Origin of the sequence: Ruegeria sp. SCP10 (assembly GCF_040329495.1) — a bacterium.
Lineage (GTDB): Bacteria > Pseudomonadota > Alphaproteobacteria > Rhodobacterales > Rhodobacteraceae > Ruegeria.
Map to the genome: position 1 here is coordinate 117,145 of NZ_JBDZYF010000010.1, position 17,156 is coordinate 134,300.

Genomic DNA, 17,156 nt, shown 5'->3' on the forward strand with positions numbered 1-17,156 from the left:
AGCGAGTCTGAGTTTCCCTATATCCGAGCGGCGAAACGTGCAAGCCATGCCAAGGCCTGCACGCCCCTGAGCACTGACAATTTTTTCCAAACATCCACGTTTGACTGCTTGACAGGTGGCACCCGGTGCCAGACACCTGCCTGACATGGTTTCCAAAGGGGAATTTCCCCGGAGGAATGAAAAGGGAATCCGGTGCGACAATACCCGTCAATTCCGGAACTGCCCCCGCAACTGTAGGCGGAGTTTCGTCCCAATTGGGCCACTGACCTAAGCAATCGGTTGGGAAGGTCGGGATCGAAGCCAATCCGCAAGTCAGGAGACCTGCCATGTGCAAACCGGGCGGAAGCCCAATTATTAAACCTTTCTGCCGTCGGGTGTGACGGGAAGGAGACCAAACTATGCATATCGAACCGGGCGTCGTAAATGGCGCCAAACTTGTCCTGAGCTACGCCACCGCAACTGGCGCAGGGCTCTATACCGCTAAACTGGCATGGGACAGCCTGAAAAGCAGCGGCATTGCCAGCCTTGCCATTCGCTCAGCCCTGACCACCGGGCTGGTTTTCACCTTCTTTGAGGTGTTGCCGCACTTCCCGGTCGGGGTGTCAGAGGTTCACTTCATTCTGGGATCGACCCTGTTTTTGTTGTTCGGTGCGGCCCCTGCCGCCATCGGTCTGATCGCGGGCTTGTTCATTCAGGGGTTTTTCCTGGCGCCTTTCGACCTGCCTCAGTTCGGGATGAACATGACAACGCTGCTGGTTCCGCTGTTTGCCTTGCAAGCTTTGGCCAATCGCATCATTGCGCCAAATTCGGCCTATATTGATCTGAAATATTCTCAGGCGCTTGCGCTGTCGACGGCCTATCAGGGCGGTGTCGTCATCTGGGTGGCATTCTGGGCCTTTTATGGCCAAGGATTTGGAGCCGAGAACTTTACAGCGATCGCCAGTTTCGCCGCTGCCTACATGCTGGTTATTCTGATCGAACCGCTGGCCGATCTGGCCGTTTTGGCCGCAGCAAAATCCATGCGGGATCTGGGCAAGTTTGGCCTGTTCACACCGCGTCTCCACAACGCTGCATAACCCTATTGCGCCGTGTTACCCTGCGCGGCGCAACCTGAAATGCTGAATAATTCCGATCACGCTGATGATGATCCAGAAGCCTTCAATCAGCATCGACGCCAGATTGAAGTTCTGAAGCAGCGAATAGACAATCAAAACAGACCCCAGCAGGTTCACTACGGGAAAAGCCAGATCTTCGGAATTCATGTACCGCATCTGCGTGGCGAAATAGGCGGCAACTACGATCAAGGCTCCGAAGGAACCGATGGCGTCCACGATGGTCAGGCTGTTGAAAAACTCGCTCATCAATGAACCTTGCCGTTTTCCTGAACATCTGGCTGTTGCGCATAGTGATGCATGTTCAGAAACGCCGCCCCTTCAGAACCTGCGCGATATCCGTGCGGGACATCCGCTGCAAATCGAAGTCCCTGCCCCGATTGCAAGGGCACCCAAGCCTCACCTTTCAGAATGTCCAGCGTGCCGCTGAGCACAAAGACCTCCTCGGTCACACCTGCGGCATGGGCAGGGGACTCATGGCTTTGGTTCGGGTCGAGGTTGACGTGAAATGTCTCTGCCCCCAAGGCCGGATCAAAGGGGAAGACGATCTTGACCTCGATGCTGCCGGGAAAGGTGACGGTCTGAAAAACCGACGGATCACCATTCACGGTGTCGATCAACGCGCTGAGCGGCAGCTGAAACCCTTTGGCAATCTTCCAGAGCGTGGCGATCGTTGGGCTTGATTCGCCGCGTTCGATCTGACCTAGCATCGCTTTGCTGACACCGGTGATTTCGGCAACTTTCGACAGGCTCAACCCCGAAGCGGCCCGCACGTCCCTTAGTTTCAGTGTTATGTCGTCCGGAGCCATGCCATTGTCTTTCGAATCCTCTTGTGCGTTATAGCGCACATATGGTACGTGCGCTATAACGCACATACCCCGCATATTGCAACCGGGGCAAAAGGGAAACAGCATCATGCCAATGTACCGATCCAGAACCTCTACCCATGGCCGCAACATGGCCGGTGCCCGCGGCCTGTGGCGCGCCACCGGTATGCAGGACGATGATTTCGGCAAGCCGATCATCGCCATTGTCAACTCCTTCACTCAATTCGTGCCGGGTCACGTCCACTTGAAGGATCTGGGCCAGATGGTCGCGCGTGAGGTTGAAAAGGCTGGCGGTGTTGCCAAGGAATTCAACACCATCGCGGTGGATGACGGCATCGCCATGGGCCATGACGGGATGCTCTATTCCCTACCCTCACGCGAAGTGATCGCGGATTCGGTCGAATACATGGTGAACGCGCATTGCGCCGATGCGATGGTCTGTATCTCGAACTGCGACAAGATCACGCCGGGCATGTTGATGGCTGCTATGCGTCTGAACGTTCCAGCGATCTTTGTCTCGGGCGGGCCGATGGAGGCTGGTAAGATCGACATCGCTGATCTTGATGCCAAGAAGATCGACCTTGTAGATGCCATGGTCGCCGCTGCCGATGACCGGTTCACCGATGAGCAGGTTCAGCATATCGAGGAAAACGCCTGCCCCACCTGTGGCTCGTGCTCGGGCATGTTCACGGCGAACTCGATGAACTGTCTGGCCGAGGCACTGGGTCTGGCGCTGCCTGGCAATGGCTCGACCTTGGCCACGCATGCGGACCGCAAACAGCTGTTCCTTGAAGCGGGTCGCCGGATCGTCGAGATCACCAAGCGGCACTACGATCTGGACGAAAAAGGCTTCCTACCACGCGAGATCGCGACGTTTGATGCCTTCGAGAACGCCATGAGCCTCGATATTGCCATGGGCGGATCGACCAACACGGTCCTGCACCTGCTGGCCATCGCCCACGAAGGTGGCGTCGATTTCACCATGTCCGACATGGACCGGCTGAGCCGCAAGGTCCCCTGCCTGTGCAAGGTCGCGCCCAATACCGAGAATGTGCATATGGAGGACGTCCACCGCGCTGGCGGCATCTTCTCGATCCTCGGTGAGCTTAGCCGGGCGGGCCTGTTCCATCAGCATTGCAGCACAGTTCATACCCCAACGATGGGTGAGGCGATTGCCAATTGGGACATCAAGATCGCCAACAACCCCGCCGCGCAAGAGCTGTTCAAGGCCGCCCCCGGCGGCGTGCGCACAACGCAGGCCTTCAGCCAGTCGAACCGGTACAAGGAACTCGACACCGACCGCGAAGGCGGCGTGATCCGGTCCAAGGAACACGCATTCAGCCAGGACGGAGGCCTTGCGGTTCTGTTCGGCAATATCGCACTGGACGGCTGTATCGTTAAAACGGCGGGCGTGGATGCCAGCAGCCTGACCTTCACCGGCTCGGCCTATGTCTGCGAAAGCCAGGATCAGGCGGTCAGCGACATCCTGACGGGCAAGGTGAAAGAAGGCGACGTGGTCGTCATCCGCTACGAAGGTCCGCGCGGCGGGCCGGGCATGCAGGAGATGCTGTATCCGACCTCGTATCTGAAATCCAAAGGTCTGGGCAAAGCCTGCGCCCTGCTGACCGATGGGCGGTTTTCGGGTGGGACGTCGGGCCTGTCCATCGGCCATGTCTCACCCGAGGCGGCTGAGGGCGGCGTCATCGGTCTGGTGCGTCAGGGCGACACGATTGAAATCGACATCCCCAACCGCTCGATCCATCTGGCGGTGTCGGATGAGGACCTGGCGCAGCGACGCGCCGAGCAAGAGGAAAAAGGCTGGGAGCCAGCAGAATCGCGCAAGCGCAAGGTCTCTACCGCGCTGAAAGCCTATGCCAAGCTCACCACCAGTGCCGCCAAAGGCGCCGTGCGTCAGGTTTGAATTAGACACCGCTCAACAAAAACGGTCTACCTATCCGGTGGGCCGTTTTTGTTCTGCAGTGCGGGACGAAGCCGTCATGCGCTTTGCACAAAACTCTCGCTTGTGAAGCAGTCAAAACAAACAAAAACATAGACCATACCTACGTCCGCGAGACACACTTCATCACCAACTGAGTCTATCTGAGCGTAGAATGTCATCTCGCTGCCGCAGCTCTTGCAAACTTGCCTACACCCGTCTTGAACGAGATCAGGCTTACCACCGATTTTTGAGCGTCTTCCGACGGATGCATCAGCCCATTTGAAGCCAATTTCTCGCTCAGCCTCCATTGTAGTTGCTTGCATAACAAGTGGAATTTCAGGAATCTCTTTCATAAAACCTCGCTGAACGTGGGTTGCAGCTATAATGCGAAGATGCACGCTTCGTCACAAGGCCAACAAAGCAATTCGGCTCAAAGTCTCTGGGTTCTGCCCGTTAGGTTTGGGCTTACAGCAGCCACTTACGTGCAAATCATGTTCTAAGCAGATGCATCTCCGCCCCCGGGCACCTATTGCTTCTCAATCACCCAATTTGGCGTGTACCTCGTCCAGATCGATCTCACCGATGGGCATCTTGTTCCCCGGATTCTCGAAATCGTATTTGAACAGCTCGAAATCCTGTTTGTAGATCTCATAAACCAGATGCATTGACAGATCGTCGAAATAATCCTCGACCGGATGCGCACGTTTGGGGCCGTGACCCTCGGATTCGTTGAATCGCGGGATGTCGGACAATGTCACCGGATGGGCGGTTTCGACGTGGTCCAGAACACCCTGCATTCCGTCATTGAACGCCTCGGTCCAGAAAATCCGATCATATTGCCCGCCATTCACAATGAAGGTCGACACATGCCCTGACATGGCAGACCAGTGAATGTCCGGGTCCATCGGGCGGCGCCAGCGGATCGTGTCGCGCGCGAACAGCAGGAACCGGCGGAAGCTGGCGATCTGGTCAAACTCGCCCTTGCCATCATCGCCGCCGACTTCGATCCCGTAATTGTAGATCAGCGTCGGCACCAGATTGCCCCGATAACGTTTGCCGTTGCGCTGAATGCCGCAAATCTTGTCGAAGAACGAGCTGAGGATGCGCGTGTAAGGATTGCGCACGCAGGTAAAGGAATAAGACCCGTGGTTGCGCACATTGGAGGCGATCATGCCCTGACTTTGATCAAAGGCCCATTTGTGCATCCCGTCCTTGGCGTCGTGGATATCGCCGTCAAAGAATTCCCCATGATCCGAATAATACATGATCTGACCAATGGTCGAGCACGCGCATTTCGGCACCACACGGTAAACCATGCTTTCGCTCTCGGTCATCCAGGTGCCGGGAAACCCCATTGGCGTGCCTCCTATGCTAGCCTGCTCTCAGTTTGATATGCCAGCTTTCGACATCAAAAAACCAAAAATATTCTGTTTATTCAATCGCTCATCCTCAGTATCACGGGTGCAGTCCGGCAAAAACGGGAATTGCGACTTCATATGGCAAAGATTGCCTATATCCTGCTGTGTCACAAAGACCCTGAGGCCATTATTGCGCAGGCCGAGCAGTTAACCGCCGCCGGCGACTGTATGGCCATCCATTTCGACGCGCGCGCCCAAGACGCCGACTACGAAACCATCCGCAGGGCGCTGAAAGACAACCCCAATGTAACCTTCGCCGCCAAACGCATCAAATGCGGCTGGGGTGAGTGGTCTTTGGTCCAGGCCACCCTGAACGCCCTGAACGCCGCCGTCGATGCCTTCCCGCGCGCCACGCATTTCTATATGCTGTCGGGCGACTGCATGGCGATCAAGACAGCGGAATACACGCATCGCTTTCTTGATGATCGCGACATGGACTTCATCGAAAGCCACGATTTCTTTGCCAGCAACTGGATCAAGACCGGTATGAAAGAAGACCGTCTGATCTATCGTCACTATTTCAATGAGCGTACCCAATCCAAACGCTTTTATGCCGCGTTCGAGCTGCAAAAACGTTTCAAGCTGACGCGTGACATCCCCGAAGACCTGCAGATCATGATCGGCAGCCAATGGTGGTGCCTGCGCCGCCGCACGGTTGAGATGATCCAGGAGTTCTTACGAGAGCGTCGCGATGTGATCCGCTTCTTTTCAACGACCTGGATCCCGGATGAGACATTCTTTCAGACGCTTGTCCGCCATCTGGTCCCCAAGGGTGAGATCGAAAACCGCACACCAACATTCCTGATGTTCTCAGATTACGGGATGCCGGTGACGTTCTACAACGATCACTTCGACATGCTTTTGGGCCAGAACTATCTGTTCGCTCGCAAAATCAGCCCCGAAGCGCATGAGTTGAAAGAACGGCTGGGCGCGCTGTATGCCAGCACTGGTGTCGACTTCCCGATCTCGGATGAAGGGCGCAATCTCTATGCCTTCCTAACCGGCCGCGGGCGCGTTGGTCGCCGTTTTGGGCAACGGTTCTGGGAAGCCGGGAACACCTTAGGCCCTGAGCGAGAGCTATTTCTGGTTGTTTGCAAAAAATGGCACGTGGCCAAACGGCTGGTCGATCAGATCGCGTCTGAGACGGACATACCATGCGTCGAGTATCTGTTCAGCGAACAGGACACCCCATTGCCCGATCTGGGTGGGATCGAAACGACGCTGAACAAACGCTCGCGCCACCGGCGCGCGGTTGTGCGAATGCTGTTCGAACATTTCGGATCGAACCAGCTGGTTCTGTGTCTGGACCCCGCCAATCTTGACGTCATTCAGGATTTCTGCAGCGATGCGGCACAGACACATGTGCTGGAGATCGAATGCGACTATTCCGATGACTATCTGATCGGTCACGCAAGGCGCGTGGGACTGGCGGGTCAGAACAGCCCAGACCAAACAGTCTCGCGCCTGTTGCCGACGATACGGAATGACCTGTCCTATGAATCCCAACAAATCCGCCATGCCGGGCTGGATGGGTATCTGCGCCTGCGCGAAAGCGCGGATCGGGCCGAGAACGAGGCTGCGATTGCGCAGTTCCTGGGCGTTGGGCCTGATAAGGCGCAATCCATTATGCGACTGGACTATCTGTTCTCTGACTAAGCTCCGGCGACGCCGCTGCACCACCGGAACGATCAGTCAGATGTCGAATTTCACACCCTGCGCCAGCGGCAGCTCTGCCGAGTAGTTCACGGTGTTGGTCTGGCGGCGCATATAGGCTTTCCAGGCGTCTGATCCGCTTTCGCGCCCACCGCCGGTTTCCTTTTCGCCCCCGAACGCGCCCCCGATCTCGGCACCCGAGGGACCGATATTCACATTCGCAATGCCGCAATCCGATCCGGCGGCTGTCAGGAACTGCTCGGCCTCACGCATATTCAGGGTAAACACGCAAGAGGACAGACCCTGCGGGACATCATTCTGCAACTCCAACGCCTCATCGAACGTTTCATATCCCATGACATAAAGGATTGGCGCAAAGGTCTCGGTCTTCACCGTTGCCGTCTGACCCGGCATCTCGACAATGGCGGGTTCCATATAGACGCCACTTGGCACGCCTTCGGTGACGCGCTGCCCGCCAAAGATGGTGCCGCCCTCGGCCTCAGCCGTCGTGAGCGCAGCGGTCATCGCAGCGCCAGAAGCCTCGTCCACCAAGGGACCGACCAAAGTACCTTCTGCCAGCGGATCACCGATGGGCAAACCCGCATAGGCCTTCTTGAGACGCGCAACCAGTTCGTCCCTGATCGAGTTATGCACGATCAACCGGCGTAGCGTTGTGCATCGCTGGCCCGCGGTTCCAACCGCCGAGAACACAATCGCCCGCACAGCCATCTCTAGGTCGGCGGACGGGCCCACGATCATCGCATTATTGCCGCCAAGCTCAAGAATGCACTTGCCAAACCGCGCCGCGACGATGGGCGCAACAGCACGGCCCATACGGGTCGAACCAGTCGCCGAGATCACCGGCACATCTTCGCTGGCGACAAGCGCCTCACCCAAGTCGGCCCCACCGATCAGAGTTTGCAGCAGGTTGTCGGGCGCGTCGCCGAACCGGGCCAGCGCGCGCTCAAAAATCTTCTGACAGGCCATCGCGGTCAGCGGGGATTTCTCGGACGGTTTCCAGATCACAGGATCACCGCAGACCAGTGCAATCGCTGCATTCCACGACCAGACGGCCACCGGGAAGTTGAAGGCCGAGATCACACCAACAGGGCCCGCTGGATGCCAGGTTTCCATCATCCGGTGACCGGGTCGCTCAGAAGCAATCGTCAGACCATATAGCTGCCGCGACAGGCCAACGGCAAAATCACAAATGTCGATCATCTCCTGCACTTCGCCGAGGCCCTCGGAGGTGATCTTGCCTGCCTCCCAACTGACCAGAGCGCCCAAATCATCCTTGGCGGCGCGCAGTTCTTCGCCTAACAGGCGGATCAACTCACCCCGGCGCGGGGCTGGCACGGTGCGCCACGCTTTGAACGCGGTTTTGGCATTGGCAAAGATGGTCTCCATCTCAGAGGCCGGGGTTTCGTGCACCTCGGCCAATATGCGCCCGTCAATCGGGGAGCGCACCGCCAGGGTGCCGCCTGTGAGTTCGGCCGTGGTCAGGTCCAGATTTGCCAGAGTGGTTTCTGCAGTCATCACAACGTCTTTCATATCTCACGCCGCCTTGTTCTGTGGGGTTACATCGCCGACCCGGTAAAGCCGACCAAATTCGGTGTTCAGGAAATCGGACAGCTTCACCTGCTCTTGCCGGACAAAGCCGGTCGAGGGCAAAACACCGGTCCGCATCAGATCGACGACGCCCAGAACACCTGCGGCTGTGGTGACCTGAATGGCGCTCCAAACCTGTCCGTTGATCTCGCGAGCAAAGCTTTTGTTGATCAGGGATTTCTCGCGCAGCGCTCCGTCGATCAAGCCCTTGGCCGTGCAATAGACCAGTACCACATCCTGATCGGTGCGCGGCAGGGCGGACTCGAAAATCTCTTTGAGCAGATCGCGGCGGCGTTCCAGCCCCAGATCATGCAGCAGCAATTTCAGAATGTCACAATGGCCGGGATAGCGGATCGATCGATACGACACCGCACGCGCTTTCCCCTGCAGCGTTTCCGGCAAAGTGCCCAGACCGCCAGAGGTGTTGAAGCATTCGTATTCCACGCCGTCATGACCCAGCACCTCATAGTCCTCCAGCGGCGCCGTCTTGACACGTTCGCCGTTCACGATGGCGTCGCAAGGATTGCAGTATTCATTGATCAACCCATCCGTTGACCAAGTTAGATTGTATTTCAACGCGTTGGTCGGGTAGAGCGGCAAGGCCCCGACCCGCATATGCAAGCTATCGATTTCATCGAATTCCGCGGCCAGTGAGGCCCCCGCCATCCCAACAAAACCCGGCGCCAACCCGCATTGCGGCATAAAAGCGGTTTTGCTGCCTCCAGCCAGCGCGCGCACGGCTCGGGTAGCGGCAACATCCTCGGTCAGATCAAAATAATGCGCCCCGGCCTCTTTCGCGGCTTGGGCAATGTTCGGCGTGAGAAAAAACGGCGCGGCAGAGATCACCGCATCAAAGCCGCTCAACCCTTGTGTCAATTCGTCGATATTCGTCGCGTCGATTTGCATCGTCGCGACGCCCAGCCTGGCAATCTCAGCCAACGCCTTCAGATCATATTCTGCAACTGTGGCACTGTAGTTGGGTGAATCTTTCAATAGCGCAGCAATCATCTGCCCGATCTTGCCTGCCCCAACGATGCATATCTTCCACGACATGTCTCGCCTCCTCTCTTCAGGTTTGCTTTGAGAGTGGCGTAGATTGTGGTCATATCGCAGGGGTTATCTTGACGAAATCAGCGCCTGGATCATCATTTCGTCAATCTTCTTGTCAAATCGACAGCTTGTGCGCTGGGGCCGAACCTACAGTTCAGCGTTTTACGCGTTCTGAACTGATTTCCACTTACGCACAAAGACACCGCCTAGAATGCCGCGGCCTAAGGTTTTCGTTTTGTGTGCGCGTTCATTGCCTACGCCGTCTGAGTCTACAATCGCTTTGCGCTTAGCACCGATGACGTCGAAGATCTGCTCGCGGAACGCAGTGGACGGTCAGCCAGGAATCGATCCGACAATGGATCAACCGCTTTACCTTCCTCCATTCACATTCAAGAAAACTGAATAGAGTGAGCTGGTCGCCGTTGCAAAAAGCCGATTGAGCTTCGCGCCACCAAAGCAGACATTCGAGACAATCTCAGGGATATGCACTTTCCCGATCAAAGCTCCTTGGGAATTGATGCAATGCACGCCATCAGCGGCCGAGCTCCAAATGCGGCCATCGCGGTCCAACCGGAACCCGTCAAAAAACCCGTTTGTACATTCGGCAAAGACATCGCCGCCAGACAGGGATTTCCCATCGCCATTAACCGCGAACTTGCGAATATGCGCCGGGCCACCCGGTGTATGAGTACCACCAGTATCCGCCACAAAAAGCGTCATGCCGTCACGTGAAAAAGCCAGGCCGTTTGGTTTCACAAAATCCGTCGCAACCGCCGTCACCTCGCCAGAATCGGGATCGATACGATAAACATGGCAGGCACCAATCTCGCTTTCGGCGCGCTCTCCTTCATAGTCCATCATGATCCCGTAAGACGGGTCGGTGAACCAGATAGAACCATCTGATCTGACAACCACGTCATTCGGAGAATTGAGCCGCTTGCCGTCCCAAGCATCTGCTAGAACGGTGATCGATCCATCATGTTCTGTGCGGGACACCCGGCGGGTCAAATGCTCGCAGGAAACCAAACGTCCCTGCCCATCTACCGTATGGCCATTGGAGTTGTTCGCAGGCTCACGGAACACCGACACCGAACCATCCGTATCATCCCAACGCATCATCCGATTGTTGGGAATATCGGACCACACAAGATAGCGGCCCGCAGCAAACCAAGCAGGCCCTTCCGTCCAGCGCGCACCCGTCCAAAGCCTTTCAACGCGGGCATGGCCGATGAAACAGCTTTCAAACTCTTTTTCGATAACCTCGAACCCAGTGCCTTCCAAAACGCCAAACACTATTCCGCTCCTTCGCTTGCGGGGTTTTCCAATTGGTCACCGGGTCGGACGGTACCCCATCCCATTTTTGCTCTTTTGTTACCCGGCAATGATGGGTCCGGCCCCCAGATCGCCTGATATGTATCATGAGCCCGGCCAGAGCGTTGCAGGAAAATGGCAACACCAATCAACAGAATCCAATATCCGTTGATCATAATCCACATCCAACGCGGCGCGTTCGACGACCAAAGCCCGCTGAGGATCGCGAGTGCTGCCAGAAGCAGCGCAAGATATCCCAACACGCGGTGAATGTGCTCAAACGCGACCCGCCACGCTGTCATATCGTAGTGATCGCCAGACAGGCTGCCATCGCTTGCGGGTGCAGTGGGGCCCCCTTTGCTACCTCGGAAAATGCCTAAAACAACCTGTGCCGTTCCCAGACCGAGAACTGTATAGCCCAGAGTCGCATGCAGCCAAGCGTCAGGGCGCTCTCCTGTGTTCGCGAGGATAAGCCCAACCCCTACGAGTGATAGTACATAGGCAAAGGTCTGCCCTTTCCAGTGGCACAACCACCAGAACCGATTGTCCAACTCATGCGGCCAATTCTGACCCGGCAGGATCTTGAAGTAACGCGCTGCCAAGACCGCGGCCGGACAGATCACACCCCAGGCAATCACCATGCACCGAGCATGCCAAGACAGGAAGAAACCGACATCATGTCCTCGGGTTGGATCGATAGGTGAAAGCAGCCAATCGATCATCAGCCCTTCACCGCCCCCGCTGTCATACCGGTGATGATCTGCCGCGAAGCCACAAATGTGAAAATGATCGGCGGTACGGCCAGCAACATGCCCGTCGCCATGATCACACCCCAGTCAATGTCATATTCGGTGATCGAGTTCACGATGGTGACAGGTACGGTCCGAGTCGATCTGCCAAGCAGGGCATTGGCCAAAAGGAACTCGTTCCAAGCGATGCGGAAAGTGAAGATCGCGGCCGCAGCAAGGCCGGGTTTGATAATCGGCAGAACCACCAGATAGAATACCTGAAAAGGATTGGCGCCATCCATGCGCGCCGCTTCTTCCAACTGGATCGGAACTTGTACGATGAAGCTCTGTAAGATCCAGATAACAAGGGGCAGGTTCATCGCCGTATAGACCAGAATGATCCCGGCATAAGACTGATCAAGGTGGTACTGAAACGTCCAGATGCCAAACACAGGAACCAGCAATACCGCTGGCGGGACCATCCGCATCATGAGTGTTGTCATCGAAACGGCACCGCGGCCCATAAAGCGAAACCGGACCAGAGCGTACGCCGCCATACAGCCAATCAGAAGGGTAATACCTGTCGAAATTGTCGCCACGATCAGAGAGTTGCGCAAAGCTCGCCCGAAGGTGGGATCGCAATATTGCACGTGATCCGGGTTGTACCACAGCACGTCGCACAAGACCGTTTCATAGTTCCTGATCGTTGGTGTGAAGAAAAAGGCCGACACGCTTTCATCGTATATGTCGACATTCATTTTGAAGGATGTCGCCAGCATCAAAAGGATCGGCCCCGCTGACATGACAACCAGCGCAGCCAGCAAAGCATAGAAAGCCGGGTTTTGTTTTTCGGTCTGAGTTGCCATGGTCTTCAGCTTTCCGTTTGTTCGGCGGCGGCGCGCATTCTTGCGGCCCGGGCCTCTTGAACCTTGGTGTACATGAACATCCCGACGGTCAGCCCCATCAGCATCAGCAACAGGACATTCGACATCGCTGCGGCCTCACCCAGTTCCTGAAACTCCTGAGCGGTGCGGAAGATACGCAAGGCGATGATCTCAGTAGACAGACCGGGGCCGCCATTGGTCAGAACCAGAATGACCTCGAGCACTTTGAACGCATCAATCAGGCGCAACAGCAGGGTCACGATCAAAACCGGCATCATCAGCGGTATCTTGATCATGGTGATCTTCTGCCATTCGCTTGCGCCGTCGATCTCGGCGGCCTCTAACGCGGACCGTGGCAACGACTGCATGGCCGCCAGCGCGAGAATGAAGATAAACGGTGTCCACTGCCAGACATCGGCAATCACAACCGCAATGAACGACCACGTGCTGTCCGACAGCCAAGGGATACCCTCGTCAAACCCCAGGCTTTTAATCGTGCGGTTAAAGATGCCGACCGTCGGATGATACATATAGCGCCACATCAGGCCGACTACGATGGGGGCGATCATCATGGGCAGGATGAAAACAGTCCGCAGCATCGACATCCCGCGAATGTTTCGGTCCAGCAGCAAAGCCAGACCAACGCCCAGAGCCATTTCCAGCGTCACCACGATGAAGGCAAATTTGATCGTGACCCAGAAGCTTTCATGGAATGCACTGTCGTGCAGAAGATTTATATAGTTCTTTAGTCCAACAAACTCGGCCTGACCAATGCGCTGGCTGGGGCTCCAGTCGAGGAAACTGGCGTAGATCATATACCCGATCGGGTAAAGCAACGCGAAGATCAGCACGATCGCTGCAGGCGCAAGAAACAGATATGGGGTGAGCCGATTGGCCCGTGCGACAGCGCTCATGACTGCGACCCTTTGACTTGTTGGAGTATCGTCTTGGGAGGCAGCGCCCGAGCAAGACCTCAGGCACCACCTCAGGGGGAGAACCTACTGCTGCCAGGTGTAGTAGCCGGCGTCATCCATGATCGCTTTGCTGCGTTCAGCCACACCATCCAGAGCTGTCTGAATGTCCAGATCTTCGGTCAGAACCTGGCTGAGCGTTGTCCCCAGATCAGCATTGATCTTACCCCATACCGGGATGATCGGACGCCAGTCGGGATCAGCATGTTTCAGCGCCTCGCCAAACACCTCAAGATGCGGTTGCTCTGCCAGCACATCCGGATCGGAGTGCGTCGAGAACCGGGATGGGTTGCCTCCGGCAATCGCGATGGCCTTGTCCGCCTCTTTCGAGGTCAGCCACTGCATCAGCAGGAAAGCTGCATCCTTGTTCTGGGCGTTTGTCGGGATACCAATGCCAAACCCACCGGTCTGGCTGCCACGACGCGCGCCTTCAGGATGCGGAGCCCAGCCGATTTGACCCACAACCTTTGACTTTTCGGGGTTGTTGACCTGACCTGCAAACACAGTGGAATCGAGGAACATCGCTGAATTGCCCTGCAGGAAAGATGCGCCTGCTTCGGCGAAGCCGAATGTCTCGGCCCCCTCTGCGCCACAATCGACAATTGTCCTCAACGCTTCCGCGGCTTTGACCCCCTCAGCGTTGTTCATAATCGGGTTCCAGTTCTCGTCAAAGATGCGACCGCCGAGAGGGGCAAGGTGCAACAGGTAGGCGTGCGACGCGTGATGCCCCGAGGCCGCGCGCGACGCCAATCCACCCATGCCGGGTTCCAGCTCGGGTATTTTGCACGCCAATTCCAGCAACTCGTCGTAGGTTTTGGGAACCTCAAGACCATGCTTTTCAAAGATGTCCTTGCGATACCCAAGGATTGATGTCTCTGATCCGAAAGGGATTCCGAACAGCGATCCGGTAGGTCCCGGCAGATATCCTTTGCTGCCGCCCGCGACGCCGATGTTGCCGACATAGCCATCAATCAGATCATCCGCGTCATAGGCCGGATCTGCGAGCGCGGGATTCATGAAGTACTTGGCGAGGTTTTCCAACTGGTCGGCATAAACATAGTCAGCCTTGGAAAACACCACATAAGCGATCAGATCATAATCGCCTTTGTTCTTGGTCAGTTCCAGTGTCTGCTTCTCGCGCATCTTCAGGTACTGAAGCTGGTCGACTTCCACGCGAATTCCGGTTTCTTCCGTGAATTTCGGCAACACCTGCATGACCGCATCAAAATGCGGATGGGCTGGGAAGTTCACAACCAATGTCGTGCCTTCGTAAGGTTCATATGGGCTGGCAGCGACCAACCCTGTCGTCAGTGCCAAGGCCGCAACGCCCACACCGGTTTGTTTAAGTAAGTTCAGCATTTGCTCCTCCCATGCTGGTCTTGGGCCGCTGTTACAGGGCGACCTCCCTTTCGCGATCAAAGAGATGAATTGCGTCTGCGTTGACTTCGAACCGAAGAGTTTCACCCAAGGCGATGGGTGTGTCTGATTTCAGTTCGACCTCAGCTTTTTGACCTGCGCAGTCACAGATCAGAACCGATTGCGCTCCGATATATTCCGACACCACAACCTTCAGGTCCAAACTAGCAGCTTCCGGGGCATCCGGGTTGTAGCTTAGGTCAGAAGGTCTGATACCAAGGATCACGTTGCTCAGGTCAGCGTCCGAAAGAGTTTTCTGACGTTCCTGACTGAGACCGATGGCGAAACCTGCACCGGTTACAAACAACTGGCCACTTCGATCTTCGACCGTTGCATCCAGAAAGTTCATCGGGGGCGATCCGAGGAACCCGGCGACAAACTTGTTGGCCGGGCGCTTATACAACTCTTCCGGTGTGCCTTGCTGCTGAATGTACCCGCCATGCATCACCACGATCCTATCGGCAAGTGTCATCGCCTCAATCTGATCGTGGGTGACGTAGATCATGTTTTTCTGCACCTGTTGACGCATCAGCGCCAACTCAGCCCGCATCTGCCCGCGTAGTTTGGCGTCCAGATTGGACAGCGGTTCATCGAACAGAAAGGTACTGCTGTCGCGCGTCAGGGCCCGCCCCATCGCGACACGCTGGCGCTGTCCCCCTGACAACTCGCCCGGTTTGCGATGCAGGTAGTCGGTAAGGCCGAGCATCTTGGCGACCTCGCCCACCTTCCTGTCAATCTCAGCCTTTGGAACTTTCTGCAGCCGCAACGCGAACGACATGTTTCGCGCCACGTCGAGATGCGGATAGAGCGCATAGTCCTGGAACACCATCGCCAGATCGCGGGCCTTGGGCTCTAGATGACTGACTGGTTTTTCATCAATGAAAATCTCACCGTCCGAGACCGTCTCGAGGCCGGCGATCATGCGAAGTGTCGTGGACTTCCCGCAGCCGGACGGCCCGACAAAGACTGTGAACTCATTCTCCTCCATTTCGAGGTCAATTCCATGCAGAACCTCAAAGTCCCCGTACCGTTTCACGAGGCCTTCCAACCGTATCCGGGGCATTGTTCCTCCACCCTTTGTTACCGGTCACAATATCAGCTATGTGACCGGTCACATAGTAAATTATATTTAACCTTATCAATGGTTTAGAAAATTATAGGGGTTTGCAGCTTTCGCGAAACTCGACGCGCGGGGTCAACGTTACGTGGCAAGGCGAATCTGTTGGGCTTTCTTCTTCGTTCAAAAGACGCGAAATAAGCTTGCCGGTTTGCCGCCCGATTTCGATCGGATCAACGACGACGGTGGAAATCGAGGGGGAACTGAACCGCGACACCTCGAAATTGCCGAATCCGACGACAGAGATATCCTCTGGCACTGATTTACCAATTTGTAAAAGACGACTCTGAACGCCAAAGGCCGCCATGTCCGATACGCAAAACACGCACTCCACCTGCGGATACTGTTCCAGAATAACGTCAACAGCCGCAGCACCATTTTCGATAGTAAGCGGCGGTGTCCCCAACATGATCTGAGCGTCGGCGTCCAACCCCGCACTGCGCATGGCTTGCTCGAAACCATCCCGGCGTGCAGCGCCTCGGGTCCAATCATCCTGCCCCTCGCCAAGAAAAACGATATTCTTGAAGCCCCGCTGAATCAGCGCCGTCGTCATGTCATAAGCGGCTTTGGAATTCGAAAACCCAACCGTGTGCGCAATGGGATGTTTCGGTTTTTCCCAAATTTCCACGATGGGCACCGATACGTCCGCCAGCAAATCAAGCGTGCGCTGAGTATGGCCATCATAAGATAACACGATCGCCTCAGGGCGGCGGCGCAACATGGTTTCGACCAACTGCTCCTCGCGCTCGGCTGAATAGTCGGTGTGCCCCAACAGCAGTTGAAGACCCACCTTTTCCAGCTCTTCTGTCAGGCTTTGAACCGTCAACGCAAAGTGCAAGTTATTCAGAGAGGGCAAAAGCACCGCAACAAAGCCGGATTTCTTGGTCGTCAGGGAACCTGCCATCTGATCGGGCACATAATTCATCTGCTTGACGACCTGCAGGATATGGTCCCGGGTTTCTTTGGAAATAGGGCTGTTTTTCTTCAGTGCCCGACTGACTGTCATCCGCGAAACGCCTGCCGCTTTGGCGACGTCTCGCATCGTGACATGCGTGCGACCGGGAATCTTGTTCGTCATGCAACCACCGCCTTTGGGCAGAAGTTAGACCACCTTGTTCCCGG

General features: G+C 56.2%; 16 protein-coding genes and 1 riboswitch. Of the genes, 3 read left to right on the forward strand and 13 right to left on the reverse strand.

The window, feature by feature from the left end; all coding sequences use genetic code 11:
• Positions 1–129 precede the first annotated feature (129 nt).
• A riboswitch (cobalamin riboswitch) is annotated at positions 130–343 on the forward strand.
• Between the two features lie 55 nt (positions 344–398).
• Entirely contained in the window at positions 399–1,076 is a 678-nt protein-coding gene (locus ABLN87_RS17835) for an energy-coupling factor ABC transporter permease (RefSeq protein ID WP_353012791.1), read from the forward strand.
• Between the two features lie 15 nt (positions 1,077–1,091).
• On the opposite strand, the gene ABLN87_RS17840 is transcribed toward ABLN87_RS17835, so the two are convergent.
• Together ABLN87_RS17840 and ABLN87_RS17845 are read right to left on the reverse strand one after the other, a co-directional pair.
• Positions 1,092–1,361: a CBU_0592 family membrane protein gene (locus ABLN87_RS17840; protein ID WP_353012794.1), complete on the reverse strand. Its 270-nt coding sequence runs from the start codon at positions 1,359–1,361 to the stop codon at positions 1,092–1,094.
• Positions 1,361–1,921, reverse strand: a complete 561-nt coding sequence (locus ABLN87_RS17845) for a helix-turn-helix domain-containing protein (RefSeq protein WP_353012797.1) — start codon at positions 1,919–1,921, stop codon at positions 1,361–1,363. The genes ABLN87_RS17840 and ABLN87_RS17845 overlap by 1 nt, the downstream gene beginning before the upstream one ends.
• A gap of 106 nt (positions 1,922–2,027) precedes the next feature.
• Between ABLN87_RS17845 and ilvD the strand changes: the two genes are divergently transcribed.
• Complete coding sequence (gene ilvD / locus ABLN87_RS17850) at positions 2,028–3,860, forward strand: dihydroxy-acid dehydratase (RefSeq protein ID WP_353012800.1); 1,833 nt, start codon at positions 2,028–2,030, stop codon at positions 3,858–3,860.
• Positions 3,861–3,934: 74 nt separating this feature from the next.
• On the opposite strand, the gene ABLN87_RS17855 is transcribed toward ilvD, so the two are convergent.
• A complete protein-coding gene (locus tag ABLN87_RS17855) occupies positions 3,935–4,231 on the reverse strand; it encodes a hypothetical protein (RefSeq protein ID WP_353012803.1) in 297 nt (98 codons plus the stop codon).
• Positions 4,232–4,414: 183 nt separating this feature from the next.
• The gene (locus ABLN87_RS17860; protein WP_353012805.1) at positions 4,415–5,233 is read right to left on the reverse strand and encodes a sulfotransferase family protein; all 819 of its coding nucleotides are present in this window, start codon (positions 5,231–5,233) and stop codon (positions 4,415–4,417) included.
• A 141-nt stretch (positions 5,234–5,374) separates the two neighbouring features.
• On the opposite strand from ABLN87_RS17860, the gene ABLN87_RS17865 reads away from it, so the two are divergent.
• On the forward strand, positions 5,375–6,952 hold the full coding sequence (locus ABLN87_RS17865; protein WP_353012808.1) for a DUF5928 domain-containing protein: 1,578 nt from the start codon (positions 5,375–5,377) through the stop codon (positions 6,950–6,952).
• Positions 6,953–6,988: 36 nt separating this feature from the next.
• Here ABLN87_RS17865 and ABLN87_RS17870 read toward each other — a convergent pair whose 3' ends face one another.
• From ABLN87_RS17870 to ABLN87_RS17910, 9 genes are all read right to left on the reverse strand, one after another.
• A complete protein-coding gene (locus ABLN87_RS17870; protein ID WP_353012869.1) occupies positions 6,989–8,485 on the reverse strand; it encodes an L-piperidine-6-carboxylate dehydrogenase in 1,497 nt (498 codons plus the stop codon).
• Positions 8,486–8,503: 18 nt separating this feature from the next.
• Positions 8,504–9,610: a saccharopine dehydrogenase family protein gene (locus ABLN87_RS17875; protein WP_353012810.1), complete on the reverse strand. Its 1,107-nt coding sequence runs from the start codon at positions 9,608–9,610 to the stop codon at positions 8,504–8,506.
• Between the two features lie 366 nt (positions 9,611–9,976).
• Positions 9,977–10,900, reverse strand: coding sequence for an SMP-30/gluconolactonase/LRE family protein (locus tag ABLN87_RS17880; protein ID WP_353012813.1), 924 nt, complete (start codon positions 10,898–10,900; stop codon positions 9,977–9,979).
• Positions 10,900–11,640, reverse strand: a complete 741-nt coding sequence (locus ABLN87_RS17885) for a cytochrome b561 domain-containing protein (RefSeq protein ID WP_353012816.1) — start codon at positions 11,638–11,640, stop codon at positions 10,900–10,902. Before ABLN87_RS17885 ends, ABLN87_RS17880 begins: the two co-directional genes overlap by 1 nt.
• Positions 11,640–12,512 (reverse strand): carbohydrate ABC transporter permease, encoded by an 873-nt coding sequence (locus tag ABLN87_RS17890; RefSeq protein WP_353012819.1) that lies wholly within the window; start codon positions 12,510–12,512, stop codon positions 11,640–11,642. The genes ABLN87_RS17885 and ABLN87_RS17890 overlap by 1 nt, the downstream gene beginning before the upstream one ends.
• A 5-nt stretch (positions 12,513–12,517) precedes the next feature.
• Positions 12,518–13,444: a carbohydrate ABC transporter permease gene (locus tag ABLN87_RS17895; protein WP_353012822.1), complete on the reverse strand. Its 927-nt coding sequence runs from the start codon at positions 13,442–13,444 to the stop codon at positions 12,518–12,520.
• A gap of 84 nt (positions 13,445–13,528) precedes the next feature.
• Positions 13,529–14,860 (reverse strand): extracellular solute-binding protein, encoded by a 1,332-nt coding sequence (locus ABLN87_RS17900; RefSeq protein WP_353012824.1) that lies wholly within the window; start codon positions 14,858–14,860, stop codon positions 13,529–13,531.
• A gap of 31 nt (positions 14,861–14,891) precedes the next feature.
• The gene (locus ABLN87_RS17905) at positions 14,892–15,980 is read right to left on the reverse strand and encodes an ABC transporter ATP-binding protein (RefSeq protein WP_353012827.1); all 1,089 of its coding nucleotides are present in this window, start codon (positions 15,978–15,980) and stop codon (positions 14,892–14,894) included.
• Positions 15,981–16,071: 91 nt separating this feature from the next.
• A complete protein-coding gene (locus tag ABLN87_RS17910) occupies positions 16,072–17,112 on the reverse strand; it encodes a LacI family DNA-binding transcriptional regulator (protein ID WP_353012830.1) in 1,041 nt (346 codons plus the stop codon).
• Positions 17,113–17,156 lie beyond the last annotated feature (44 nt).